Annotated in this window: 25 protein-coding genes; 17 read left to right on the top strand and 8 right to left on the bottom strand. The window is 37.0% G+C overall.

Annotation, left to right across the window (positions count from 1 at the left end):
- Positions 1-75: 75 nt before the first annotated feature.
- Positions 76-1,155: a 3-phosphoserine/phosphohydroxythreonine transaminase gene (gene serC / locus FHY45_RS04475; RefSeq protein ID WP_066101865.1), complete on the bottom strand. Its 1,080-nt coding sequence runs from the start codon at positions 1,153-1,155 to the stop codon at positions 76-78.
- Between the two features lie 349 nt (positions 1,156-1,504).
- Here serC and FHY45_RS04470 point away from each other — a divergent pair, with 349 nt between their 5' ends.
- On the top strand, positions 1,505-2,491 hold the full coding sequence (locus FHY45_RS04470) for an alpha/beta fold hydrolase (RefSeq protein WP_257468977.1): 987 nt from the start codon (positions 1,505-1,507) through the stop codon (positions 2,489-2,491).
- 279 nt (positions 2,492-2,770) lie between these two features.
- On the opposite strand, the gene FHY45_RS04465 is transcribed toward FHY45_RS04470, so the two are convergent.
- A complete protein-coding gene (locus FHY45_RS04465; RefSeq protein ID WP_139891498.1) occupies positions 2,771-3,637 on the bottom strand; it encodes a glycosyltransferase family 8 protein in 867 nt (288 codons plus the stop codon).
- Between the two features lie 327 nt (positions 3,638-3,964).
- A complete protein-coding gene (locus tag FHY45_RS04460) occupies positions 3,965-4,387 on the bottom strand; it encodes an HIT family protein (RefSeq protein WP_066101859.1) in 423 nt (140 codons plus the stop codon).
- A gap of 520 nt (positions 4,388-4,907) precedes the next feature.
- Here FHY45_RS04460 and FHY45_RS04455 point away from each other — a divergent pair.
- Genes FHY45_RS04455 through FHY45_RS04445 form a run of 3 tightly spaced genes read left to right on the top strand, consistent with a single transcriptional unit; the run spans position 4,908 to position 7,585 of the window.
- A complete protein-coding gene (locus tag FHY45_RS04455; RefSeq protein WP_066101856.1) occupies positions 4,908-5,648 on the top strand; it encodes an ABC transporter ATP-binding protein in 741 nt (246 codons plus the stop codon).
- Complete coding sequence (locus tag FHY45_RS04450; protein WP_066101853.1) at positions 5,641-6,840, top strand: ABC transporter permease; 1,200 nt, start codon at positions 5,641-5,643, stop codon at positions 6,838-6,840. The genes FHY45_RS04455 and FHY45_RS04450 overlap by 8 nt, the downstream gene beginning before the upstream one ends.
- A 19-nt stretch (positions 6,841-6,859) precedes the next feature.
- Entirely contained in the window at positions 6,860-7,585 is a 726-nt protein-coding gene (locus tag FHY45_RS04445; protein WP_139891497.1) for an EcsC family protein, read from the top strand.
- Positions 7,586-7,693: 108 nt separating this feature from the next.
- Here the strand turns inward: FHY45_RS04445 and FHY45_RS04440 are convergent, their stop codons facing one another.
- Positions 7,694-8,878, bottom strand: coding sequence for a M20 metallopeptidase family protein (locus FHY45_RS04440; protein ID WP_139891496.1), 1,185 nt, complete (start codon positions 8,876-8,878; stop codon positions 7,694-7,696).
- 205 nt (positions 8,879-9,083) lie between these two features.
- A complete protein-coding gene (locus tag FHY45_RS04435) occupies positions 9,084-9,578 on the bottom strand; it encodes a hypothetical protein (RefSeq protein ID WP_066101844.1) in 495 nt (164 codons plus the stop codon).
- Positions 9,579-9,865: 287 nt separating this feature from the next.
- Here FHY45_RS04435 and hemE point away from each other — a divergent pair, with 287 nt between their 5' ends.
- From hemE to FHY45_RS04415, 4 genes are all read left to right on the top strand, one after another.
- A complete protein-coding gene (gene hemE / locus FHY45_RS04430; protein ID WP_066101841.1) occupies positions 9,866-10,927 on the top strand; it encodes a uroporphyrinogen decarboxylase in 1,062 nt (353 codons plus the stop codon).
- Entirely contained in the window at positions 10,927-11,865 is a 939-nt protein-coding gene (gene hemH, locus FHY45_RS04425) for a ferrochelatase (RefSeq protein ID WP_139891495.1), read from the top strand. Before hemE ends, hemH begins: the two co-directional genes overlap by 1 nt.
- Before the next feature lie 29 nt (positions 11,866-11,894).
- Positions 11,895-13,328, top strand: a complete 1,434-nt coding sequence (gene hemY, locus FHY45_RS04420; protein WP_139891494.1) for a protoporphyrinogen oxidase — start codon at positions 11,895-11,897, stop codon at positions 13,326-13,328.
- A 228-nt stretch (positions 13,329-13,556) separates the two neighbouring features.
- A complete protein-coding gene (locus FHY45_RS04415) occupies positions 13,557-14,087 on the top strand; it encodes a GNAT family N-acetyltransferase (RefSeq protein WP_139891493.1) in 531 nt (176 codons plus the stop codon).
- Positions 14,088-14,371: 284 nt separating this feature from the next.
- Here the strand turns inward: FHY45_RS04415 and FHY45_RS20785 are convergent, their stop codons facing one another.
- Both FHY45_RS20785 and yhfH read right to left on the bottom strand, forming a co-directional pair.
- The gene (locus FHY45_RS20785) at positions 14,372-14,506 is read right to left on the bottom strand and encodes a hypothetical protein (RefSeq protein WP_257468976.1); all 135 of its coding nucleotides are present in this window, start codon (positions 14,504-14,506) and stop codon (positions 14,372-14,374) included.
- A 994-nt stretch (positions 14,507-15,500) separates the two neighbouring features.
- Positions 15,501-15,635 (bottom strand): protein YhfH, encoded by a 135-nt coding sequence (gene yhfH, locus FHY45_RS04410; RefSeq protein ID WP_077247967.1) that lies wholly within the window; start codon positions 15,633-15,635, stop codon positions 15,501-15,503.
- A gap of 348 nt (positions 15,636-15,983) precedes the next feature.
- On the opposite strand from yhfH, the gene FHY45_RS04405 reads away from it, so the two are divergent.
- The 6 genes from FHY45_RS04405 (at position 15,984) to FHY45_RS04380 (ending at position 22,679) form a co-directional block, all read left to right on the top strand.
- A complete protein-coding gene (locus tag FHY45_RS04405; RefSeq protein ID WP_066101825.1) occupies positions 15,984-16,721 on the top strand; it encodes an MBL fold metallo-hydrolase in 738 nt (245 codons plus the stop codon).
- An 18-nt stretch (positions 16,722-16,739) separates the two neighbouring features.
- Positions 16,740-17,729 (top strand): lipoate--protein ligase, encoded by a 990-nt coding sequence (gene lplA, locus FHY45_RS04400; protein WP_139891492.1) that lies wholly within the window; start codon positions 16,740-16,742, stop codon positions 17,727-17,729.
- Positions 17,730-18,016: 287 nt separating this feature from the next.
- Positions 18,017-19,570 carry a fatty acid--CoA ligase family protein gene (locus FHY45_RS04395; protein ID WP_139891491.1) on the top strand — a complete coding sequence of 518 codons (1,554 nt, stop codon included), beginning with the start codon at positions 18,017-18,019 and terminating at the stop codon, positions 19,568-19,570.
- 270 nt (positions 19,571-19,840) lie between these two features.
- A complete protein-coding gene (locus tag FHY45_RS04390; RefSeq protein ID WP_066101818.1) occupies positions 19,841-20,830 on the top strand; it encodes an ABC transporter substrate-binding protein in 990 nt (329 codons plus the stop codon).
- 42 nt (positions 20,831-20,872) lie between these two features.
- A complete protein-coding gene (locus FHY45_RS04385; RefSeq protein WP_139891490.1) occupies positions 20,873-21,919 on the top strand; it encodes an ABC transporter permease in 1,047 nt (348 codons plus the stop codon).
- Complete coding sequence (locus FHY45_RS04380) at positions 21,885-22,679, top strand: ABC transporter ATP-binding protein (protein ID WP_066101815.1); 795 nt, start codon at positions 21,885-21,887, stop codon at positions 22,677-22,679. Before FHY45_RS04385 ends, FHY45_RS04380 begins: the two co-directional genes overlap by 35 nt.
- Before the next feature lie 61 nt (positions 22,680-22,740).
- On the opposite strand, the gene FHY45_RS04375 is transcribed toward FHY45_RS04380, so the two are convergent.
- Positions 22,741-23,148: a hypothetical protein gene (locus tag FHY45_RS04375; RefSeq protein ID WP_066101814.1), complete on the bottom strand. Its 408-nt coding sequence runs from the start codon at positions 23,146-23,148 to the stop codon at positions 22,741-22,743.
- Between the two features lie 245 nt (positions 23,149-23,393).
- Between FHY45_RS04375 and FHY45_RS04370 the strand changes: the two genes are divergently transcribed.
- The 3 genes from FHY45_RS04370 to FHY45_RS04360 all read left to right on the top strand — a co-directional run bounded on the left by FHY45_RS04370 (position 23,394) and on the right by FHY45_RS04360 (position 25,364).
- Entirely contained in the window at positions 23,394-24,116 is a 723-nt protein-coding gene (locus FHY45_RS04370) for an AzlC family ABC transporter permease (protein ID WP_139891489.1), read from the top strand.
- Positions 24,113-24,418, top strand: a complete 306-nt coding sequence (locus FHY45_RS04365; protein ID WP_066101807.1) for an AzlD domain-containing protein — start codon at positions 24,113-24,115, stop codon at positions 24,416-24,418. Before FHY45_RS04370 ends, FHY45_RS04365 begins: the two co-directional genes overlap by 4 nt.
- A gap of 190 nt (positions 24,419-24,608) precedes the next feature.
- On the top strand, positions 24,609-25,364 hold the full coding sequence (locus FHY45_RS04360; RefSeq protein ID WP_139891488.1) for an SDR family oxidoreductase: 756 nt from the start codon (positions 24,609-24,611) through the stop codon (positions 25,362-25,364).
- The last annotated feature ends 100 nt before the right edge of the window (positions 25,365-25,464 follow it).

Raw genomic sequence — 25,464 nt, 5'->3', positions numbered from 1 at the left:
TCCGATTGTGCACTCGTTGCCAACCGCGAAAAGGTTATATAGAGTATATCACCCATTAGCAATATTTAACACATGTTAATGCTTATTTTTAAAATTATTCATGAAGTCGGCCAGCTTTTGGCAGTGCTCAATCGGAACTGCATTATAGATAGATGCCCTGCATCCTCCAATGGAACGGTGGCCCGCCAAACCGACGAAGCCAGCATTCTTGGACTCTTGAATGAATAGGTCGGATAATTCTTTAGTAGGAAGAGTAAAGGTGATGTTCATGGTTGAGCGGCTATCTTTCTCGGCATGGCCACTGTAAAATCCGTTACTCTCGTCTATTGTCTGATAAATGATCTGGGCTTTTTGTGAATTTATTTTTTCTATTTCGTCAACACCGCCTTTATCTTTTGTCCACTCAAGGACTAAGGCCAATAAATAGATGGCCAAAGTCGGCGGTGTGTTATATAAAGACTTTGAAGCCGCATAAGTATCATAAGAGAGCATGGTTGGTAATTGCTGATGTTCTTTAATTAAGTCATCCCGGATAATCACGACTGTGACGCCAGATGGACCTAGGTTTTTTTGAGCACCTGCATAAATCAGTCCAAAATCAGTTATGTTAATTCGCCTGCTTAAAATGTCGCTGGACATATCTGCAATCAGAGGAACTGTATTTGTTTTGGGGAATTCCTGCCACTGAGTGCCGTAAATGGTATTATTACTGGTGATATGCAGATAGGCAGCATCAGGTTTCAAAGAAATATTGTTATGTTCAGGAATACGCTTATAATTTATATCCTTAGTGGAAGCGGCAATTTCTGTGTGTCCAATTTTACGAGCCTCTTTTAAAGCTTTTTCAGACCAGGATCCAGTCAAAATATAGCTTGCGCATTTATCGGGTGAAAGAAGATTCATAGGTACCATAGAAAATTGAAGACTAGCTCCGCCTTGTAAAAATAGTACTTCATAATTATCAGGAATATCTAATAGCTCTTTCAATAAATGGGTAGCTTTTGAATGCACTTTGTCATATTCTTTGCTGCGATGGCTCAATTCCATAACAGACATATGGCTGCCTTCAAAGTTCATCCACTCCTGTTTAGCCTTCAATAATACTTCTTCCGGTAATGCAGCAGGACCGGCATTAAAATTGTAAGCACGTGTCATGATTATTCCCCTTCCGATATCGCGATTCTTTACTTAATTCCCTATAATACTTTTCAGTACTAAAGTGAGTGAATTCCACCATATTCTACAACAAAAGGAGATAAAAATAAATAAATAATCAGACTATTAGGTTAATTGCAGGGGGCGTGGAGATAACTTGTTAGGATCAACACAGGTTAATGGAATAAATTAAAACTCTAATATGGGAGATTCTATCTTGAGGGTTTTATGAAATTAGATGTAGAGTTTTATAAGGCTTAAGACTTATCTTAAAATACTTCTGAGGCTCATTTCTATTATCTTGTTGCTAACTTATGATAGATAAAAAGAAAGTGGGTCATAAAAAGTAATGAAGAAAACTAAAAAAAGATATCGAATTTGGATAGTTTTAAGAAATATTTTATTCTCCATTCTAGCAGCGTTTGTTATTTGGATTACCTTTAGTAATATTATGACAGTATATGAACAAACAAAATACCAACCCATAGGGGAAGTAGTTGAAGTGGATGGTGAAAATATACACATTTATACAAAGGGTGAGGGCGCTGACACAATCGTTTTATTAAGCGGGCTCGGAACAGCAGCACCAGCATTGGATTTTGACCCTTTAATAAATGAAATCTCAAAAAATAATAAAGTAGTAGTGGTAGAGCCGTTTGGATACGGATGGAGTGATATAACCAAAAAAGAACGGACAGTTGAAAACATTGTAGAGGAAATAAGAGTAGCCTTAAAAAAATCAAACATACAAGGCCCGTATATTCTGATGCCTCATTCAGTTTCAGGAATTTACAGTATGTATTTTGCTAATACATACCCAGAGGAAGTTAAAGGTATCATAGGAATCGACCCGACATTACCACATGCTTTAGAATATTTTAGTGAGGATGCACCTAAAATGCCTAAGTTTTTAAAATATCTGGCACCAACCGGAATCGCTAGATTAGCATTGTATATTAATTCTCAAGTTTTTTTACCTATTGCAGATGACGGCACCTATTCCGAAAAAAATTTAAAAATGACCAAGGCACTTTCCGCATGGAAGGGTTACAACAAAAACGTTGTTGCTGAAGCCAATGAAATAAAAGAAAATATTGATAAAACCGTTGATATGAAGTTACCATCTACTATTCCAGTCTTATTCTTTACAACGAAAGAAGAAAAGGGATTAGAGGATGGCAAGAATAACGTGTCTTTTTATCAGACACAATTAACTAATCATCCTGCTAGTAAAGTTGTAGTCTTACAGGGTCATCACTATCTTCATTGGACACGTTCTAAGGAAATGAACAAAGAAATTAATGAATTCACAAGTTCATTTTCTGTTGAGCAATAACAACATGCGAAGGCCATTGAAGGGGCTTTAACTGAATAAGGAATACAGTCGTTCTATATAGGGGTGGCTGTTTTTATACCTCGCGTAGGAAATTGATAGTAATGTTTGAATTTAGACAAGCAATGAGGAGCATTTGATTTCTTGTCCTTAAACTATCTGGGCATTTTAGTTCAATAACAAGTACAGCCACTTCCTGTATGGAGGTGGCTGTTTTCACACTCAGAAAAAATATCAAACAATAGCAACAATTCTTACGAAACAGCCTTTTAAATAACAGCCTTATATTGGCTTACTCCTTAGAGAAGGCTGCATGATTTCTTGACCAATAGCGTATGCTCCACGAAATGCCATTTTATCATAGTGTTTATATAAAGCATGGAATCTACCGTTGTAGTTTTGTTTCCATGGCTTTTTCTTTCCGCAAAAGTGGAGAAACACGGTGTGATGGATTACATAATCCATATCCATCTTATGATTGGACATTAATTTATAATAATTGTAGTATCTGGCGTCATAGTTATAAATCGTTTCTTCTAAATTTTTAATATATTTGGAGTAAAGTGCGTTTAATATATCCTGATCAGGCAAAATTAATTTTTTCTTATTTTCTTCTACAAATTTAAAAATCTCATCCTCGTTTATTACTTTTCGCTGTTCTTTTAAATTCATTAACAATACACCTGAATTGTAATAAGCATCTATTTCATAAGGGGATAAACGGATTTGATTAATTCCTTTTACTGATATTTTATTATGACAGGCAGCAGCAAATAAATTATTGCCTAGGTCCATCTCATAAAGGTCATCAACAGAGTTTAGAACAAGAATATCCGGATCCAGGTACAGGATTCGGTCCAAATTTTTCGGTAGGAACTTGAAGGCCAATAATCGATAGTACATTTCTTTTGTATAATGCATTAAAACCGGTGCATCTTGAAAATGTCCATCATCCACCTGAACACTTATAAGCTCACTTCCATTTCTATGGACAAATTGTTCTAAGGAATGAATCTCTTCTGTTTTAATATCCGTATGCATAATAAAAATTTTAAAGGTTTTATGTGAGTTATTTAGGAACAAGGACTGAAGCATTACTTTAAGTGGTTTTAAATAAGTGGAATTTAGCGTTACCAGTATATTAATCACTGTAAATCATCCTTCCAATTGCATTTATATAGGCTTGTAAGAAATACACCTTTTATATCTGAACGATTATGTAACATCTACATCTAATAATAAATAAATAATATAAAAATAGTATAGTATATTTTTAAAATATTTCTCAAATCATTATTTCGACTTACTATACCGTTTTATTGTAATTCTAACAATTGAGTTAACAGTTATTTTCAAAAAACACCTGTATCTTAAAATGAACATTGGTTGTTTGAATGTATACTAATAAGACAGACAGCCTTCTTAGCTGTAAAATTAAAAAAAGGCTCCCCTATTGAAAGGAAGCCATTTTTCTTATTATTGTATATGCTGATTGATTGATGCAGCAATATTAGCGAGGTCTTCGCCCGTATATTCACTTGTATGTGTTTTCCAAACAGCGCCAAACCCATCGTTTTGTCCATAGCGTGGAATCAAGTGGATGTGGAAGTGGAATACGGATTGTCCAGCATGTTCACCATTATTATTTAGAACATTCATTCCGATCGGTTGATATTCCTGCTTCAAGGCACGAGTTATTTTTGGAACTACCTGGAACACATGGCTTGCTATTTCAGGAGTTAATTCATAAACATTTTCTTTATGTACTTTTGGGATGACGAGAGTATGTCCCTTAGTGACCTGGCTTATATCTAAAAATGCCATCACATGCTCATCTTCGTATACTTTTGCAGAGGGGATATCACCTTTAATAATTTTACAAAATATACAATCTTCCATGGTTAACATCCTTTCTATTTATTGATTCATTATGTATTAGTGTAGCACAGACAAAAACGGGAAAAAAGGAAAGGGACGCAACATATAATGTTACGCCCCTAAGTCCTCGAGGGGAAGCTTAATTCCTGGATATTCTTACAGAATCTTCTCTGACAATTACTCCAATCGTTTAGATGAAGCAATTTTGTCGTTTTCCCATGTTATGTCCAATGCAACCATCCCCTTAACACTTGGAATTATTGATCCCAATTTCAGGTTCTAGGCCTTTAGCGAACACCCCATTTTCGAAAGAAGTACACTGATCAAACCCTAGGTTAAAGCCTTACGTTATCGCGAACCAACACCCCATTTATCAATGAAGTAAAGTGAATGTTGTTCCCCTCTGATTATAGATTGCCCATGTTTTTTCCTAATATACATATTAAATGTCCAAAAAAGTTCCACATTTACTTTTAGCGTTTTCCGTTTTAGGAACCGTTTGTTACAATGATAGGGAGAAAAAGAAAAGGAGACTGTCTCTATGTCATTGCTTGAAATTAATCATATAACAGGCGGTTACACAAAAACACCTGTATTAAAAGACGTGAGTTTTGAAGTGAAACCCAATGAACTTGTCGCATTGATTGGATTAAATGGGGCAGGGAAATCAACGATCATCAAACATATTATTGGTTTAATGACACCGAAAAATGGCGAAATCAAGATAAATGGAAGCCAGTTTAAGGATGATAAAGACAACTATCGCAAACAATTTTCATTTGTGCCTGAAACCCCTATCTTATATGAAGAACTGACTTTGGAAGAGCATTTAAAATTGACTGCTATGGCCTATGGTATAGAAGAGTCTGTTTATCAAGAAAGAGTCGAAAAGCTATTAAAGGAATATCGAATGGAAAAAAGGCTGAAATGGTTTCCAGCTCACTTTTCCAAAGGGATGAAGCAAAAAGTAATGATCATGTGTGCATTTCTTGCTGAGCCTTCTTTATATATTGTTGACGAACCATTTGTTGGGCTTGATCCGATTGCCATCCAATCCTTATTGGATATGATGAAGGATATGAAAAATCAGGGGGCAGGAATCTTAATGTCTACCCACATCTTGGCTACGGCTGAAAAATATTGTGACTCCTTTATCATTCTTCATGAAGGTGAGGTACGGGCTAAAGGAAATATTGAAGATTTACGCAATCAATTTAACATGCCTGGAGCTTCCCTGGATGATATTTATCTGCAATTGACAAAGGAAGATCGCCATGAATAGGGAAACATTGTGGAAGGACCGTTTTAATAATTATCTGAAGGAGACAACTAAATACTTGCGGTTCATATTTAATGGACATCTGGTCTTTGTAATGATTATTCTGCTGGGAGGAGCGGGGTTCTATTACAGTGAATGGCTTAAAACATTAAGTCCTGATTTTCCAACCGTATGGATTATGGCGATTCTCTTAGGATTAGTTACAACAATTAGCCCGGTTTCAACGTTTTTCCGCGATCCGGACATAGTGTTCTTACTGCCAATCGAGTCAAAATTATCATCCTATATAAAAAAATCGATCATATTTAGCTTAGTCATGCAGGGCTATATTCTTATCATGGTTCTGGCTGTATTAATGCCAATGTATATGCAAACAATGCAAGAACAAACGGTATCCTTCTTGTGGATGCTCCTATCTTTGTTGATTGTAAAGGGGATTAATCTTTGTTCGCGCTGGTTCGTTTTGTACTATAGGGAAAAAAGTGCATCTTTCGTTGATGGATTAGTCCGTTTCGTCCTAAATGCGGCTTTTGTGTATTTTCTTGTTAAGAATGAGTCTTTTCTTTTTATGGGAATTGTCCTCCTTCTTTTAGGAGGGCTTTGCTTCTATTATTGGAAAAGCACAAGAGAGGAAAGTTTACATTGGGAAAAGCTGATTGAGCTAGAGAATGGAAGAATGGCTGCTTTTTATCGAGTAGCAAATTTGTTTACGGATGTTCCAAAATTACGTGAAAAAATCTCAGAGAGAAGATGGCTTGGTGGTGTTATGACTCTTCTTTCGGGTAAGTCTAACAATCCATTCAGCTATTTATATGCCAGAACATTTGTAAGAGCGAATGACTATCTAGGTTTATTTGTGAGGTTAACTTTCATTGCGGCTGTTTTATTCCTGTTTACAGATCTGGGATGGGGAACATTATTTATTGCGATTCTCTTTTTATATATAACAGGTTTACAGCTCCTGCCAATCTGGCATCATCATGATCAAAAAATGGTGATGGATCTTTATCCATTGCATACAGATTATAGAAGGAAGGCTGTTCTTAGACTGCTCATTACCGTTCTAGTTATTCAAAATTTAATTTTCTTTATGACGGTTCTGATTGGTGCAGGAGTTAAATTGGCAATTGTAACATTAGTGAGTGGTTTTGCGTTCATTTTCATTTTCAGACCGTATGCAATGAAAAAAATGTGAGTGGCATTGGAGGTTTTGTATGTCATCTGAACGGTACGAGGAAAGAGCCAAGCAGGATTTGATGTTATGGAAGAAGAAAATCAGCGCTAAGCCAAGTATGGCAATGCGTATCTCCAAACAGGCCCAAACGGCAATTAATCAAAAGATACCTCAAAAAGTACATGATATAATTAGCTCTTCTATTAAAACAATGGTGGACGGCGTATTATACGGTTCAACCTATTTTAAGAAAGTAGACCATGTTGGGAATACGCTCGAGGAAAAGGAAGAGCTGGCTCAATCTATGCTGAATATATATAGAAGAACAGCAGTCATTGAAGGAGCGGGAACAGGGGCAGGAGGAATATTGCTTGGTCTATCGGACTTTCCACTGCTTCTATCTATAAAAATAAAGTATCTATTTAATATCTCTCAGCTTTATGGTTTTGACCCAAGAAAATGGGAGGAAAGAGTATTTATCCTGTTAGTATTCCAGCTTGCTTTTTCTTCTTTAGAAAAAAGGAAAGAGCTTCTCCCAGTGATTGAAGACTGGGAAAACAAAAAAGGATTGTACCAGGAAATTGATTGGCAAAGCTTTCAGCAGGAGTACCGGGATTCGATTGACTTTATAAAAATGATGCAGTTGGTGCCGGGAATCGGCGCAATTGTAGGAGCCTGGGCCAATCATCAGCTGCTTGAACAATTGGGTGAAACGGCAAAACACGCTTATCAAATGAGATGGTTTACTGAAGAGGAAATGGGCTGAAAATAAAATTATTAGGCTTAAAAACTGGCATCGATTAAAGATATGCCAGTTTTTCTGTTTTTCATATTAAAATGTCGAAGATAAAATTTGCTGGTGGAAGTAAGGGGATTAGAAATAGCGCCATTCCTGAAAACCGATGGCTGCACTGCCCAAGGTCTTTGCGGCAATTAACATGGCTTTCTCATTAAAATCGAATAAAGGATGGTGGTGTGGATAAGGGTGATCTGTGTTCTCGGGAGCAGCGCCTGTAAAAAACATAGATCCCCTGACCTGTTGAAGATAGTACGAGAAATCCTCTCCTACCAACAGGGGTGTAAGTTTTTTTATGTTTTCGCATCCGACGATTTCGGTTGCCTTATATTCAATATAGTCAGTCTCTGATGGATGATTAATGGTTGGAGGATATCCTCTGAAGTATCTCAGTTCATATTGGCAGTTATTTGCCAGGCAGACACCTTGAACAATTCGTTCAATTTCCTCAATAATTTGTTCTTGAACTTCTGATTCAAAGGTTCGGACAGTACCTTCTAAAAAGGCTTTATCAGGTATGATATTAAATGCTTCCCCAGCTTTAAATTTCCCGATTGTTAAAACGGCTGCTTCCATTGGATCAATTCTTCTGCTCGTTATAGTTTGCAGGAGAGATACGATTTCTGACGCAATGACCAATGAGTCTTTTGAAGTATGAGGCTCTGCCCCATGACCACCCTGACCGTATATGGTCACTTTAAACCGATCGGCAGTGGCGGTTATTGGGCCAGGGCTTATATAAATAGATCCAGTAGGGAATGGAGACCAAAGATGTGTTCCAAAAATGGCATCTACACCATCAAGGCAGCCATCTTCAATCATAAATTTTGCCCCACCGGGAGCAAGTTCTTCTGCATGCTGATGTATAAAGACATATGTTCCTTCCAACAGATGCTGCATTTCTTTAATCGCTTTGGCCAATATTAGCAATAAAGCTGTGTGTCCGTCATGGCCACAGGCATGCATGACTCCAGGGACTGTTGAGCGGTAAGAGACATTTTTTCCATCCTGGATGGGGAGGGCATCAAAATCTGCACGCAGGGCAACTGTTCTGCCAGGGGATTTACCATGTATGGTCGCCACAATCCCGCCACCTCCAACATTGCTTCGGATAGGGACATTTAATTCTTTATAAAAATTTTTTATGAATTGTACTGTTTTCTTTTCATGAAAGGAAAGCTCAGGGTGCTTATGCAAATAACGGCGAATGGCCACCATTTCTTTGAAATCATCTTCTAATCTTTGAAATAGCTCCTTTTCCATATAATCCCCCTAATTAAATGACATGGTTTCCTAGTATCCTTATTTACATAATTAACCATTATTAAACTAAATTTAGTAAAACTTCTATAAGTTTAGTAGATTGACATTTTAAAAAAAGGATAAACAATGATTAAGGAGCCAAATAGATGATATGTCAGTATGGTTATCATTGTAGACGGTTTTCAAATATGATAATTGCATTCCCCTACTTGTTTTCTTCTTTGTAAGCATGAAAGGTGACAGTGTAAGGACTGCCTGTAAACAATACCTGTGTGTTAAAAAGGCTGGACTTATTTGGGACTAGTGCACTTGTATCCCCTTTTGCATAGGCCTGTTCGTTCTTCCAGTTTGTCAAAACAACATAGGTATCAGATTTGATAGGGCTAAGTATACGCATCGCATGGATCCCAGTTTCATTTTTGATGGACACTAATTTATTTTTAAGGTCAAATTCAAATGCAGGCCGATCTTCAATAGAAACAGGTATATTATGTAGAGCATAAAATCCTTCTTGTTTAAGTGGACCGAATCCATCCAAAACTTCGAACTTTCTTGCTGAAGAAAAGATTGTTTTCTGATCCGTTTCATGAATCAGAGCGGCAGTTTTAGGATTGTTCAATAAAATAAGAGGTAAATTTGCTCGTTTATCTTGTATCCTTTTTAAAAAGCTGAAGGTTCCTGTCGTTATATAGAAGTTCATTATTTGCCCCCTGATTAGATATTTTAGTATAATGGAGTCGTTAGTTAATAGTAATTATTCTAATTTGTAACATTTTATTTACCCATTATTAGTTAAGTCATAACCTACATTGCTGTTAGGTAAGGAGCATTTAACTATAATGGTTTAAATTAAGTCTATTTTTTGACAATTTTTTCACGATTATATACAAGGAAAGGCTGAAAGGATATAGTTGTTATTGATGCCTAAACGATGTAATTCAGGAAAAAAATATAAAATATATAGTAAAAAAGAGGGGCGGAGCGGCTTTGAGACAAAAATTCAATGATACCTTCCTAAAAGCAATTAATAAAGAGAAGGTAAATCACACTCCAGTATGGTATATGAGACAGGCGGGAAGATCTCAGCCTGAATACCGAAAAATTAAAGAAAAATATTCCTTATTTGAAATTACTCATCAACCTGAATTAGCAGCCTATGTAACTCGACTACCGGTTGAACAATACGATGTAGATGCAGCTATTCTATATAAAGATATTATGTCTCCGCTGCCTGGAATTGGTGTACAGGTTGACATTAAATCAGGAATTGGTCCGGTTATCGACAATCCAATTCAATCATTAGCCGATGTCGAAAAGCTTGGTGAATTAAATCCAGAAGAAGATGTTCCTTATATTCTCGATACGATTAAACTGTTGACTGAAGAACAATTATCCGTCCCGTTAATCGGATTTTCAGGAGCTCCTTTCACAATCGCAAGTTACATGATTGAAGGCGGTCCTTCTAAGAATTATACAAAAACAAAAGCATTTATGTATACCGAACCAAAGGCATGGTTTGCATTAATGGATAAGCTGGCAGATACCATTATTATCTATGTGAAAGCTCAAGTAAAAGCAGGCGCAAAAGCAATCCAAATATTTGATTCATGGGTCGGTGCCTTAAATGTTCAAGACTACCAATACTATATTAAACCAATTATGAATCGGATATTCACAGAACTTAGGGAAGTGCGAGTTCCTTTGATTATGTTCGGTGTGGGAGCAAGCCATTTGGCTAAGGAATGGAATAGCCTTCCACTTGATGTTGTCGGTCTTGACTGGAGGCTGTCCATTACTGAAGCAAGAAATATCGGAATAAACAAAACAGTAATGGGAAATCTTGATCCGGCATTGCTTACCTCATCCTGGGATGCCATTGAGAAGAAAGCAAAAGAGATTATTGAACAGGGATTACAGGAACCGGGTCATGTATTTAACCTTGGACATGGGGTCTTCCCAGAGGTGAATCCTGAAGTTCTAAAACGCCTGACTGCATTTATACATGAGTATTCTGCAACTATCATCACATCAAAAGGAGAGGCTGAATAATGGCACATACAAAGAAAAAAATCGGTTTATTAGTAATGGCATACGGTACACCTTATAAGGAAGAAGATATTGAGCGTTATTATACACATATTCGTCACGGAAGAAAGCCGTCTGAAGAAATGCTTGAAGACTTGACTTCAAGATATCGTGCGATTGGCGGGATTTCACCGCTTGGAAAGACAACGGAAGATCAGGCAGCTCATTTGGAAGCAGCGCTAAATAAAGTACAGGATCAATATGAATTTGTAGCTTATATAGGTTTGAAACATATTGAGCCATTTATTGAAGATACTGTTGAAAAAATGCATGCTGACGGAATCACGGAGGCAGTTAGCATTGTGCTTGCACCTCATTATTCCACTTTCAGCATTAAATCATACAATGGACGTGCAAAAGATGTTGCTGATAAATATGGCATGAAAATTACTTCAGTTGAAAGCTGGTACAAAGAACCAAACTTCATTAAATATTGGGTTGACCATGTAAAAGAAGCATTTAATCAAATGACTCCGGAGGAAAGATCAGCAGCGGTATTAATCGTATCTGCACATAGCTTACCTGAAAAAATTAAACAGCTAGGCGATCCATATGAACAGCAATTAGAAGAAACAGCAAAACTGGTTGCTGAAGGAGCAGGCGTTGAAAACTATGCGGTTGGTTGGCAAAGTGCCGGAAATACACCTGATCCATGGCTTGGACCGGATGTTCAGGATTTGACAAGAGATCTTTATGAACAACATGGATATAAAGCGTTTGTCTATACACCGGTTGGCTTTGTGGCTGAGCATTTGGAAGTTCTTTATGACAATGATTATGAATGTAAGGTGGTTACGGATGAGATAGGCGCAACATACTATCGCCCTGCCATGCCGAATACGCATCCTGATTTCATCAATGCCATGGTTGATGCAGTTATGAAAAAAATGGAGCTTAACTGATAACCAACAATGAAAAGAAGGCGATAAAATTGGATTCAACGAAACAAAATATTGCAATCATTGGTGGTGGAATCGCGGGTCTGACGGCAGCCTATTACCTTGATAAAAAAGTAAAGGAAGACAATCTTCCATATAATGTAATTCTAATAGAGTCTACAACTAGGCTTGGCGGTAAAATGCAAACGGTAGAACGTGATGGTTTTGTCATTGAAAGAGGCCCAGATTCATTCTTGGCTCGAAAGAAGAGCATGACAGAATTGGCGAAAGAAGTGGGTCTTGAAAGCACGATTGTTCCAAATTCAACAGGGAAATCTTATATTCTCGTAAAGGATAACCTTCATCCAATTCCGGGTGGATCGGTTATGGGGATTCCTACGGAGATAGGGCCGTTTATTACAACGGGGCTGTTTTCTCTATCAGGTAAAATGAGAGCAGCTATGGATTTTATCCTGCCGCGTTCTAAAGAGCCAGGCGATCAGCCATTAGGGAAATTTTTAAGGCGCCGTCTTGGGGATGAGATAGTGGAGAATCTGGTTGAGCCTCTTCTTTCAGGAATTTATGCAGGCGATCTCGACAAGTTAAGCACAATGTCCACGTTTCCTGATATGCTAAAATTGGAGAAGAAATACAGAAGCATTGTATTGGGTACAAAAAAGAACCGTCCTAAAAAACCAGTATCACAAGACAATAAATCAGCAGCAGATAGCAAAATTGGTATGTTCCGAACCTTTAATAAAGGGCTGCAATCATTGACGGATGCCATTGAAGCAAAGCTTCCAGCAAATCAAATCCTTAAAGGGACAAGAGTTGATGGGATTATTAAAACAGGTGAAGGATATATGCTGACATTAAATAATGGGGATCGGTTACCTGTCATTTCAGCTATATTGGCTACTCCCCATCAGGCTGTTCCGCAAATGCTGCCGGATTATGGGATGTTTGAGCCGTTTAAGGTAATACCTTCCACATCGGTTGCAACGGTATCAATGGCATTTGATGCAAGCGCGATTAAAGAGGATATTGATGGAACAGGATTCCTTGTATCAAGAAACAGTGATTATACGATTACGGCTTGTACATGGACTCATAAAAAATGGCCGCATACTACGCCTCATGGCAAGGTTTTACTGCGCTGTTATGTAGGAAGAGCCGGTGATGAGGTAGTCGTAGACTTATCAGACGGTGAAATTGAACAAATTGTATTGGATGATTTAAACAGAATCATGCAAATTACTGAAAAACCGGATTTCACCATCGTCACTCGTTGGAATGAAGGGATGCCTCAGTACGAAGTCGGTCATTTAGATCGTTTAAAAATGATTAAAGAAAGAATGGACAAGGAGCTTCCGGGAATTTATCTGGCCGGAGCATCCTATAATGGTATTGGAATGCCTGACTGTATTGATCAGGGGATTGCTGCCATGAATCAGGTCCTTACATTTATTAAAGAAAAAAATCTATAACTTTACAAAATAAACAAATCCGATTAATTCCTCTTATTATGGAGAAGAATTAATCGGATTTTTTATATCTTTTTATTGGGCTCTGTTCGTAGATATTGTTTTCTAATTAAACTTACTTCTTATTTAACTATCGGGGGAAGGATTAGCTGGATAGCTAGCTAATTGCAGGAATTTGCCTATAAGGAAACGAATTACCTATCTATTATAAATAATAAGTGAGGAATATTTATGCTGTTTCAAAATGGTAATCTAAAGGTTCGAAGATTAGAAAAAAAGGATAAATATCTATTTGTAAAATGGCTATCAAACCCAACGGTTCTCGTATTTTATGAGGGTAGAGACAACCCATTTAATTTAGAAAAAGTTGAAAAAGCTTTTTATCCACCTGAAGATAGTGAAGTGAGATGTATTGTGGAAATCGATGATACCGAAATTGGATATATTCAATTTTACCAATTGGATGATGACACAAAAAATGACTATGGATTTTTTCAAGAAAATGTTTTTGGTACTGACCAATTTATTGGGGAAATAGATTACTGGAATAAAGGGATTGGAACATTACTTGTATCATCTATGGTTTATTTTTTAACTGAAGAAAAAGGAGCTGAAAGAGTAGTGATGGACCCTCAATTAAGAAATACAAGGGCTATCAGATGCTATGAAAAATGTGGATTTAAAAAGGTTAAAATACTGCCTAAGAATGAATTGCACGAAGGGGAATTTCAGGACTGTTGGTTAATGGAGTACCATAAATAATTTTCCCCTTCAACTATGTGGGGTATTAACCCAAGACGGATTAACGCCCTTTTTATAATACGAAGGACAGTTTAGTTCAAAGGGGATTTTATTAATATCAGTGAATACATTAGATAATTCTATAGTGGTTAATTAAAATAGAGATAACGCAGGCGATTGCAAATAAGGTGTCGCACCCTAGGAGTTAGTTTTACCCTAACTTTTCGGATATGGCACCTAAGCTATTAGTAATAACCTCTACGAACAGCATTTTGTTTTATAAAAAAGAATCAGCTGAAAAATATTTAATTCTCTTTCAATGCTGCATCCTCAAGATCATGTGAAGATTGTATTAATTTTGTTAAATAGATATTACCTGCCGTTTCACCGATTATTAATAGTATGATAAAAAATATAAAGGCCAGCATCCAGGTTATCATATTCAATCACTCCTTAGCTTCTGAAGTATTATATATGAGTCCTATTACAGCTTTATACCCACATTCAGAAGGAGGCAATCACCTTGAATAATAAAATTGGAGATATGACGATGATTCAATCCCTAGCGGCAACGGGGGAGAACAGATAGCTGTGTAAAAACATAGGCTATCTATTATTTAGAAGGGATTGCATTTTAGAACATAGTTATTTCTTATCTAAATACAATGAAGACAGTCTAATAACGAAGAAACGCTCAAATGATGTGAACCACCGTTTGAGCGTTTCTTTATAAAGACTGTTTTCATAGAGATTGCTGTTATTGTTACTATTAATCTGAGATGTAAAGGAAGGGCTATACTTGTTATCAACAAACGCTACATCCATGATAGGAATAAAAGATATAGAATTATTTTATTAATGTTTCCCCTGTTAAAATTTTATATAGGTCTGTTGAATCTTGCTTTGATAATTTTATATATTTATTGCTATCGGTAACTATCTCTATATTTTCATTATTAGAGCTAATCCATAGTAGATAGGATGCTAATTTTTCGGAGCTATCTTTATTATTCTTGGAGCGTTTTTAGGACTTATTACAATAGCAAATGGAATTCTTATAGTGTTGATTGGAATTATAAGATGGATTATTGTCTTTTTTCAAAGGGGAGATTAACAATTCTTTCTTCTATAGAACCGAAATTCGAATTGATAAAGGGTTTAAAGCAGAAGCAGACCATTGTTTAGCTATATGTTGAAAAGTTAACATCAATAAAGGATTTCTTACTATAGGAACTCTTATCAAGTGAATTTATAAATGAATGATTTATTTATGTTTTCTTTAAAAATAACCTAAAAAATAACCAGCCATATATAATTGGCTGGTTTTTTGCAAATCGCAAAATAGAGGGAATTTAAAAAATCAGGGACTGTATGAATACAGTCGATATGAGCACCCCAGGATTAAAGGGGATTGCTGCTAACATTATTTAAAGACTATTCAGATACATGACGCAGGCATTTATCACAGACGATTCCGTAGCATTCGTGCTGTTCTTCAATGTTTTCACCGCATTCTGAACATTTCTTAGGGGGCAAATTTCTGAAGAATTCCATAACGTTTCGTACCATGTTTAAAACCTCCGTTTTTTAATTGATTTATAACAGATAATCCATTTTCGAATCTGTTATATAACTGCTTGATAATGTCATTGTATTATAACAGATATGGAAAGTCAACACTGTTTTAAGACAATTTTGAAAAAGATGAAAAAATAGGCTAATTGTTATATATTGAGTGTGAAGCTATATTAGATTTTGCGAAGTCATAACCATGAAATTGGTTATAATTGCATGCAATTAGTGGAAAAGGACAGATTATGAGAAAGAACGATAGGAATTTTATAGCTTATAGATTTCGTTACAGCCATTTGCCAACAAACAATATAAAGTTAGATTGATTTTTAATGGGGGGATAAAATGCGTTTAACAGTTATCGGGTTTTGGGGCGGCTATCCTGGGAAGAAAGAAGCCAGTTCGGGTTATCTGATTGAGCATGAAGGATTTAAATTGCTGCTTGATTGTGGAAGCGGAGTATTATCTCAGTTACAGGAATACATAAGACCAGGCGATTTGGACGCCGTTCTTTTATCACATTTTCATACAGATCATATTGCAGATATAGGGGTCCTGCAGCATGCATTATTAATCGATCAAATGGTAGGAATTGAAAAAGAGCCATTGCCTATATATGCTCATACGGAAGATAAAGCTACAGCTGTTACTCTGACATATAAAAGCCAGACTGTATGGGAACCTATTGTGGAAGGGAAATCTGTTCAAATTGGTCCTTTCCATGTTAAGGCACTTAAGACGAAGCATTCCGTTCCATGCTATGCTTATGTTATTGAAGCAGGGGGCAAAAGATTGGCTTATACGGCAGATACAGCCTATTTTCCTGAACTCGTGTCTTTTTTCAGGGATGCGAATGTTTTACTATGCGAGTGCAATTTTTATGAGGGCATGGATATGGCTGAAAGGGCCGGCCATTTAACCAGCATTCAAGCCGGAGAAATAGCCAGGGATGCAGCAGTTCAAACCTTAATCTTGACCCATTTGCCGCACTTCGGGAATCAGAATGATCTGGTAAAGCAAGCCGCAAAAGTCTATAAGGGTGAGATTGATTTAGCCAAGACTGGTTTACAAATTTATATTTAATTTTAGGGGGATTGAGTAATGCTATTTTTAGATAATAGAGGAATAACAGATCCACGTATTAATTTGGCAATTGAGGAGTATGCATTAAAACATTTGGATATTGATGAATCATATTTATTATTTTATATTAATCAGCCATCCATTATTATTGGAAAGAACCAAAATACAATTGAGGAAATCAACAGTGATTATGTAGAAGAGAACGATATTATTGTTGTCCGCAGACTTTCCGGCGGCGGTGCGGTTTACCATGATCTCGGTAATTTGAACTATAGCTTTATCACTAAAGATGATGGTGAAAGCTTCCATAATTATAAGAAGTTCACTGAACCTGTGGTGGAAGCATTGAAGGAACTAGGCGTAAATGCTGAATTAAGTGGTCGTAATGATTTAGTAGTTGGAGAACGCAAAATTTCAGGAAATGCTCAATTTGCCACTAAGGGAAGAATGTTCAGCCATGGAACATTAATGCTTTCCAGTGAAATTGAAAATGTGGTTTCGGCCTTAAAGGTGAAAGAAGATAAAATTAAATCAAAAGGAATAAAATCCATTCGCTCAAGAGTTGCCAATATTTCCGAGTTCCTGTCTGAACCATTGACTATGGAAGAATTCCGCCAAAAGCTACTTGAACATATTTTTGGTGGAATGGAGAATGTACAAGAATATCAATGGACTGATGAAGACTGGAAAAAAATTATGGAAATCTCTGAAGAACGTTATCAACAATGGGATTGGAATTATGGAAAATCACCTAAGTTTAATATTCAGCATTCTCATCGTTTCCCAGTTGGACAAATAGATGTTCGCTTAGAGGTAGCTAAAGGTAAAATTGAGGAATGCAAAATATTTGGTGACTTCTTTGGAGTGGGTGATGTAGAAGAAATCCAAAAACGATTAGTTGGTGTTAGATTTTCAAAATCTGAACTAGAAAATGCATTGAAAGATGTGAATATCAGTCATTATTTTGGCAATATCACAAAACAGGATTTTGTTAATCTTTTATATTAAATAAAAAGTGAAAATACTTTCTATCAAAAAGCTTCTAATGGGTTAAATCCGTTTGAAGCTTTTTATTTATACAAATAACTATATCAATAAAAATACGATATTTTTGTGAAAACATAAAGGTTATAGGTAAATTATCCTGTTTATGAATATTGTGAATGTAGGGATTGCTTAATCTATGATTTCGATTAAATAGTTGCTTATACCTAGTTCTTTTTCTATAATAAAAATTGGGTGTATTTAGAATATTTTAACAAAACTTACACCTTTCTAACAGGGGAGGGAATAATATGAATTTATCAACCCAACTTCTAGAAACGGCAGAAAAGTTTAAAACAAAACCAGCTTATATTTTTATGGATCAGGAAACGAGTTATGCTGAATTGAATGCAGCTGTTACACGGTTTGCTGATGGTCTTCAGAGTTTAGGGGTAAACAAAGGAGATAATGTTGCTCTATTATTGGGTAATTCACCGCATTTCATAATTGGTTTATATGGATTAATGAGATTGGGTGCAACGGCTATTCCGATTAATCCAACGTATACACCAGATGAAATAGCCTACATATTGAAAAATGGTGATGTAAAAGCAGTAATCACATTGGATTTGCTGGTCCCTATGTTTGATAAGATGAGAAAGATACTGCCAGATATTAATTATGTGATTGTTTGTCCGTCCGGTACAGGACCAGATGAATTGCCTCAGAACCTATCAATCAGCGACAAAATGAAACCGTTTACAGATATACTCAAAAATGCCACTGGACAATTTTCTCCCCCAACAGTGGAGGAGGATGACACTGCGCTTATTTTGTACACCTCAGGGACGACAGGTAAACCAAAAGGGGCCATGCTTACGCATAAAAATCTTTATAGTAATGCCCGGGATGTAGCAGGTTACTTACAGATTAATGAAGATGACCGTGTTATTACGGTGCTGCCAATGTTCCATGTGTTTTGTTTAACGGTTTCTTTAAATGCGCCACTAATAAATGGAGGTACATTAATCATCCTGCCTAAATTCAGTCCACAAGAAGTGTTCAGAGTGGCCGAGAAATATGAAGTAACCCTTTTCGCAGGTGTGCCTACTATGTTCAATTATCTATTGCAATATCCCGAGGCTAATCAAGATAGCTTTAAAACTCTCAGGTTCTGTATTTCCGGAGGTTCAGCTATGCCGGTTGCGTTATTAACAAATTTCGAGAAGAAATTTAATGTTATTGTGTCAGAGGGATATGGTCTTTCAGAAGCATCTCCAGTTACCTGTTTTAACCCAATTGATCGCCCTAGAAAACCTGGCTCTATTGGAAAATCCATCATTCATGTTGAGAATAAAGTCGTAAATGAATTGGGTGAAGAGGTTCCAGCGGGTGAAGTTGGGGAATTGATTGTTAAAGGTCCAAATGTCATGAAGGGCTATTATAAAATGCCAGAAGAAACTGCAGCTACCATTAAGGATGGTTGGTTATATACTGGTGACTTAGCTCGTGCAGATGATGAAGAATATTTTTATATTGTTGATCGGAAAAAAGACATGGTTATTGTCGGTGGCTTTAATGTTTATCCTAGGGAAGTTGAAGAAGTTTTATTTGCACACCCCGAAGTATCGGAGGTAGCTGTAATAGGGGCTCCGGATCCGAATCTTGGAGAAGTCATCCGATGTTTTGTAGTATCCAAAAGCCTAGATTTAACGGAAGAGCAATTAATCAACTATTGCCATGAGCATTTAGCAAAATATAAAGTACCTACATCGATTGAATTTATGGAGGAGCTTCCTAAAAATACGACAGGTAAGATTTTACGCAGAGCTTTAAGAAATACTGTGCTGCAGCAAACAAAATAGAAAAACGAACTTTGGACCCGCAGTGATGCGGGAATTTTTTTTGCTTAATCCGTATTTATCTATCATTTTTATGGGTCTTATCCTGCTAAAACTAATCAACCTACTCACCCAGCTAAAAAACAGCATATTATAGTTTAAGTTTCAATTTTTACAGATATGCCACTGCTTTATTGTCTGAATATTCTATATTATTTATTGCAATTCTAAAATTTTCAGGCTATAATTTAACGAATAAAAGCATAAAAGCGATAAAGGGTGGGGGAGCATATCATGAAATGGAAAAGTTTATTGGCAAGTATAGCTGTAATATCAACCATTGCACTTGCAGGCTGTGGTTCGGATGAAAAATCGTCCGGCGAAGGTGAGAAAAATGGAGAAGGAAAACAGTATACAGTAGGGATTTCTCAATTTGTTGAACATCCATCGCTTGATGAGGCCACAAAGGGCTTTAAAAAGGCTCTTGAGGATTCTGGGTTGTCCATTAAATATGATGAACAGAATGCTCAGGGGGAGTTAAATAATAATCAAACGATTGCTACTAATTTAGTGAGTGAAAAAGTCGATTTAATCTTTGCTAATGCTACTCCAAGTGCTCAAACTGCAGCCAATGTTACAAAGGATATACCGATTGTATTTACATCTGTTACAGATCCAGTAGGGGCAAAATTGGTATCCAGCATGGAAGCACCGGATAAAAATGTGACGGGAACAACAGATACTCACCCTGAAGCGATCCCTAATACAGTGAAGTTGATAAAAGAAATGGGCTATACGAAAATAGGAACGATTTATAATGCCGGTGAGCAAAATTCGGAGGTTCAGGTCAAAACTGTTGAAGATGAAGCAAAGAAAAATGGAGTGTCTGTTGAAAAGGTTTCTGTTGCAAATACTTCTGAAGTAAAGCAAGCTGCAGATTCTTTGGTGGGTAGAGTAGATGCTATTTATATCATTACAGATAATACAGTTGTATCCGCACTCGAGTCTGTGATCCAGGTTGCAGAAAAAGAAAGTATTCCTTTATTTGTTGGAGAATTGGATTCAGTCAAAAGAGGTGGCTTTGCAGCATATGGTTTCAATTATTATGATATCGGCTATCAGGCGGGGGAACAAGCTGTGCAATTACTGAAGGGTGAAAAAGAGGTGAAGGACTTGCCTGTTGAAGCACCGAATGATTTGAAATTAGTTATTAATAAATCAGCCGCTGAAAAAATGAAAATAGATCTTACCAAAATTAAAGAGGAAGCTGAATTTCTGGAATAATCTTCAGCCGTAATTAATCCAAACAGAAAGGAAGGTTAATACGTGTTTGCATCTGTTTTTGGTTCGGTGGAAGCCGGCATTATTTATAGCATTATGGCCTTAGGTGTTTACTTATCATTTCGAATTCTTAACTTTCCTGATATGACAGTGGACGGTAGCTTTGTAACAGGGGCGGCCGTCGTTTCCATTTTAATTACAGGCGGAACAAGTCCTATCCTTGCAACGTTTTCGGCGATATTTGTTGGTTTCTTCGTAGGAATAATCACGGGGTTATTGCATACAAAAGGGAAGATTAATCCTCTCTTATCGGGAATTTTAATGATGATTGCCTTATATTCTATTAATCTAAGAATTCTTGGTAAGCCAAATGTTTCCTTATTATCAGAGGATACAATTTTTACTCAGCTTGGTACATGGTGGGCAAGTCTTGGGATTGACGACTGGATCGCATCACTCTTCACAAGCATTGGATTAGAAGGCTATATTCCGCATACATGGTCTATCGTATTACCGATGATGTTATTTGTTATCGTAGGCAAGATGTTGCTGGATGCATTTTTGAAAACAGAGATAGGCCTTGCCATTCGAGGAACTGGAGATAATGAGCAAATGGTGCGCAGCTTTTCGGTTCATACAGATATGACGAAAATGCTGGGACTTGGAATCGCCAATGCGCTGGTCGCTTTATCAGGAGCTTTTGTCGCACAGTATATTGGGTCTGCTGATGTCGGAATGGGGATTGGAATAATCGTCATTGGGCTTGCATCCGTTATTATCGGGGAAGCAGTCTTCGGTTCTAAATCCATTGCCAGAGCGACCTTAGCGGTTATTGGCGGAGCGATTTTATATCGATTGGTTGTAGCCTTTGCGCTTAAAGTGGAGTTTCTTGAAGCGGGAGATATGAAACTAATTACGGCTGTAATTGTTATTATTGCTTTGCTTATTCCAAAATGGATAGACAGTACGAAAAAATCCCGGAAAAGACGCAATCGAATGAAAGAATTGAATGCAGAAACGGTTAAACCTAGTATAAATGAGAATGGAGGAGAGCAGCTTGCTGCAACTAAGTCAGATATTAAAAGTGTTTAATGAAGGCTCTCCTGATGAAAAAATGGCATTAAATCAGATTAATCTTGAATTGAAGCAGGGAGATTTTGTGACGGTAATTGGAAGTAATGGAGCGGGTAAATCCACACTTATGAATTTAATTTCAGGAAAAATCCTGCCCGATTCAGGAAAAATCATCCTTAACGGAACCGATTTGACGTATGCGGGAGAACACCGCCGTGCCCGAAAAATAGGAAGGGTTTTTCAGGATCCGCTGGCAGGTACTGCTCCGACGATGACAATCGAAGAAAACCTGGCCATTGCCTATGCAAGAACAAAAAGAGCAGGGCTCAGTTTCGGGGTTACAAATAAGCGCAGACTGTTTTTTAAAGAAAAACTAGAGGAGCTTCATTTAGGTCTGGAGAACCGATTATCTGCGAAGGTCGGCTTGTTATCAGGAGGGGAAAGACAGGCGCTATCCTTATTAATGGCTACTTTTACAGAGCCGGATATACTCCTCCTTGATGAGCATACTGCAGCACTCGATCCATCACGGGCTCAGCTTATAACCGAACTTACGAAAAAAATCGTAAAAGAACATAAATTGACAACCTTAATGGTAACCCACAATATGCAGCAGGCCCTTGATTTGGGCAATCGATTAATCATGATGGATAGCGGTGAAATTATTTATGAAGCAGATCAAAACTCTAAACAAACGTTAACCATTGATCAGTTATTGAATGAATTCCAAAAACTAAAACGGAATACGCAAATTTCTGATAGGAGCTTGTTGGGATAATAGATGTATAGGAGTAAACAAACAGAAACAGCAAGCATAATGCTTGCTGTTTCCATCTATTTTAGCCAACCTTTCTTGTTGGAACAAATGTTTCTTTGTATGTATCTTCCCACAAATCAATTCGGCTCTGGATATGGATTTCATCGCGCATGCTTTCATGATGCTTTTCGATTTTTTTGGTGATTCTCTCTCTCCAGAAGCTTTTGAAATTTGGTTGAATCGTCATAGAATGCTCTACACATACATGGTTATTGTTTTCGTGGAATACGACTAAAACCTGGCAATCTTTATAGGAATGGCCCATTTTAGAGAAAACTTCATCTAAGTGATTAACTGAAATTATTTTTTGTAAACGTTCTTGTTCGTCTGGATCAGGATGATGCAGAGTGTTTGGACAAATATGTGCTACTTTGCCAACTTCATCAATAACTACTCGTACATATCCTAATGTTTTTTCATTACCTTGCATAAGTATCCCTACTTTCATCTTCATCATAAATCCATTATATGAGGGATGAATGTAATTCTACAATATTCAAAAAATTCCAATACAAAAGATAAGTTCGATAAGACAGACTTTTGGTATAACCATTAAAAGAATAAGTAAAATACGTAAATCTCTTACAGAAGCTTGGTAGATAAGAGTAAAAACCCTTGAATTATTAGGAATAGCTTATTTTATCTTGACGTAAGAGACTAAGAAAGGAGTATGTCATGGAGGTGCAGGTTGCCGAGCGCAGTGTATCGGATTTTAAGGAGGGGATTCAGGCAGGAATCAGTATTGCGATAGGATATTTTCCAATCGCGCTAACATTTGGTCTGCTTGCCAAATCATCGGGACTAACATTTGGGGAAGCCGTAGCTATGAGTATATTGGTATATGCAGGTGCTTCTCAGTACACAGCATTAAATTTGCTGTCACTCGGTACAGGTGTAATTGGTATTATTGTCGCTACATTTATTTTAAATATACGGCATTTATTAATGGCGACATCCATTCAGTTAAAATCTGTGAATGATCCTTTATGGAAAAAGATTATTTATTCATTTGGTATTACAGATGAAACGTTTTCGGTCGCATCCTTTAAAAAGGGGAAAATAACAGCGGGCTATATGTTCGGCCTTGGAGGAATTGCTTATGTAAGCTGGGTTCTCTGTACGGGAGTTGGTTATTTGTTCGGAGCCAGTTTGCCCCATGCCTTACAGGAAAGTATGAGTATTGCCCTCTATGCGATGTTTATTGCTCTGTTAATGCCAGCATTGGCGAAAAGCCGTAAAATCCTCCTCCTTGCTGGTATGGGAGCAATCTTTAACACAATATTATCTGTAACGGGTCTTTTATCCACCGGCTGGTCAATTATTGTGGCAACGCTTTTATCAGCCTTTCTGGTTGAATGGATGTATACGTTGATTGGCAAAAGGAGGACAAGTGAATGACGGCATCTAGTTTTATACTTATATTAGGGATGGCCCTCGTTACATACATACCAAGAATGCTGCCTTTTGTTTTGTTTAAAGAAATGAAGCTCTCTCCATTTTGGGAAGGTTTTTTACAAAACATCCCCTATGCAACGCTGGGTGCATTGATTTTTCCTGGTGTGCTTTTTATACAGGAAAACATTTGGATAGGATTAATCGGTGGGATGTCAGCTATCATTCTTTCTTTGCTTGGAGCCAATGTCATGCTTGTAGTGGTGGGATCGATTAGTATTTTAACAGTCTTGTCTATCTTTTTATAATTTTATTCGCGTACCTAAAAGGGGGACTCTCTCCCCTTTTTTTCTTTATTTTCAATTATTAGTTTGTCAGATTTAGATTTATTCCAGTATATATATGGTTGGTTTTTTATTGTTAAATTATGGGTTTTTAATTATGATTAATCACAATACCTAGTATAAATATCAAATTGCTTTAGGGAAGGGAAAATACATGACTTTTTTGCATGGGAAAATAGCTTTAGTAACAGGTGCGAGTGGTTCAAGGGATATTGGGACGGCCATTTGCAGAAAACTAGCTTCACAGGGAGCTGATATATTTTTTACATACTGGAAAGCAGAACAAGAATGGCCTGAAATCTTTTTTAATGAAATACAAACTAACGGAGTCCGTTGCAAAAGCATGGAAATTGACCTGTCAGATGCAAATGCAGCCTCCGAAACAATTAAGCGTATTTCAGAGGAATTAGGTGTACCTTCCATATTGATTAATAATGCAGCCCATTCAACAAGAGATGGGTATCTAAATCTGGACGCTAAAACTTTGGATGACCATTATGCCGTTAATATGAGGACTACTTTTCTGTTATGTACAGAATTTGCTCGATGTTTTAAGAATGCTGGATATAAATCAGGCAGAATTATTAATATGACATCAGGTCAGGACTTGGGTGCGATGCCTGACGAATTAGCTTATGCAGCCACAAAAGGAGCTATTTCAGCGTTCACTCGGTCATTGTCCGCTGAACTGGCATCATTAGGAATTACAGTCAATGCTGTAAACCCTGGTCCTACTGATTCAACATGGATGACAGATGAGATTCGGGAACATCTTTTACCTAAGTTTCCAATGGGACGTATAGGTGTACCTGGAGATGTAGCCCGTATGATTGGCTTCCTTGCTTCTCAAGAAGGAGAGTGGATAACCGGTCAGATTATACATTCAGAGGGAGGATTTATACGAGGTTGAAAAGAAATAGTAGATTCATATTGGAGATATAGATGAAAATAAATAAACAGGAATACCATTCAAATAGCTTAATCTTATTAAGTTTTAAAAAGAGAAAGGG

The sequence above is a fragment of the Bacillus sp. D386 genome, assembly GCF_006346415.1.
The sequence above is the reverse complement of the archived record's forward strand: the minus strand, read 5'-3'. Positions and strand labels throughout refer to the sequence as shown.

What these genes read in the sequence shown, in the direction of transcription:
- FHY45_RS04450 (WP_066101853.1), top strand. Translation starts at nt 5,641, where the DNA reads ATGAATAGGGAAACATTGTGGAAGGACCGTTTTAATAATTATCTGAAG.
- FHY45_RS04405 (WP_066101825.1), top strand. Translation starts at nt 15,984, where the DNA reads ATGCGTTTAACAGTTATCGGGTTTTGGGGCGGCTATCCTGGGAAGAAA.
- FHY45_RS04390 (WP_066101818.1), top strand. Translation starts at nt 19,841, where the DNA reads ATGAAATGGAAAAGTTTATTGGCAAGTATAGCTGTAATATCAACCATT.
- hemH (WP_139891495.1), top strand. Translation starts at nt 10,927, where the DNA reads ATGGCACATACAAAGAAAAAAATCGGTTTATTAGTAATGGCATACGGT.
- FHY45_RS04455 (WP_066101856.1), top strand. Translation starts at nt 4,908, where the DNA reads ATGTCATTGCTTGAAATTAATCATATAACAGGCGGTTACACAAAAACA.
- FHY45_RS04470 (WP_257468977.1), top strand. Translation starts at nt 1,505, where the DNA reads ATGAAGAAAACTAAAAAAAGATATCGAATTTGGATAGTTTTAAGAAAT.
- lplA (WP_139891492.1), top strand. Translation starts at nt 16,740, where the DNA reads ATGCTATTTTTAGATAATAGAGGAATAACAGATCCACGTATTAATTTG.
- FHY45_RS04365 (WP_066101807.1), top strand. Translation starts at nt 24,113, where the DNA reads ATGACGGCATCTAGTTTTATACTTATATTAGGGATGGCCCTCGTTACA.
- FHY45_RS04395 (WP_139891491.1), top strand. Translation starts at nt 18,017, where the DNA reads ATGAATTTATCAACCCAACTTCTAGAAACGGCAGAAAAGTTTAAAACA.
- FHY45_RS04460 (WP_066101859.1), bottom strand. Translation starts at nt 4,387, where the DNA reads ATGGAAGATTGTATATTTTGTAAAATTATTAAAGGTGATATCCCCTCT.
- FHY45_RS04435 (WP_066101844.1), bottom strand. Translation starts at nt 9,578, where the DNA reads ATGAACTTCTATATAACGACAGGAACCTTCAGCTTTTTAAAAAGGATA.
- FHY45_RS04415 (WP_139891493.1), top strand. Translation starts at nt 13,557, where the DNA reads ATGCTGTTTCAAAATGGTAATCTAAAGGTTCGAAGATTAGAAAAAAAG.
- yhfH (WP_077247967.1), bottom strand. Translation starts at nt 15,635, where the DNA reads ATGGTACGAAACGTTATGGAATTCTTCAGAAATTTGCCCCCTAAGAAA.
- FHY45_RS04370 (WP_139891489.1), top strand. Translation starts at nt 23,394, where the DNA reads ATGGAGGTGCAGGTTGCCGAGCGCAGTGTATCGGATTTTAAGGAGGGG.
- FHY45_RS04440 (WP_139891496.1), bottom strand. Translation starts at nt 8,878, where the DNA reads ATGGAAAAGGAGCTATTTCAAAGATTAGAAGATGATTTCAAAGAAATG.
- FHY45_RS20785 (WP_257468976.1), bottom strand. Translation starts at nt 14,506, where the DNA reads ATGATAACCTGGATGCTGGCCTTTATATTTTTTATCATACTATTAATA.
- FHY45_RS04445 (WP_139891497.1), top strand. Translation starts at nt 6,860, where the DNA reads ATGTCATCTGAACGGTACGAGGAAAGAGCCAAGCAGGATTTGATGTTA.
- serC (WP_066101865.1), bottom strand. Translation starts at nt 1,155, where the DNA reads ATGACACGTGCTTACAATTTTAATGCCGGTCCTGCTGCATTACCGGAA.
- FHY45_RS04375 (WP_066101814.1), bottom strand. Translation starts at nt 23,148, where the DNA reads ATGCAAGGTAATGAAAAAACATTAGGATATGTACGAGTAGTTATTGAT.
- FHY45_RS04360 (WP_139891488.1), top strand. Translation starts at nt 24,609, where the DNA reads ATGACTTTTTTGCATGGGAAAATAGCTTTAGTAACAGGTGCGAGTGGT.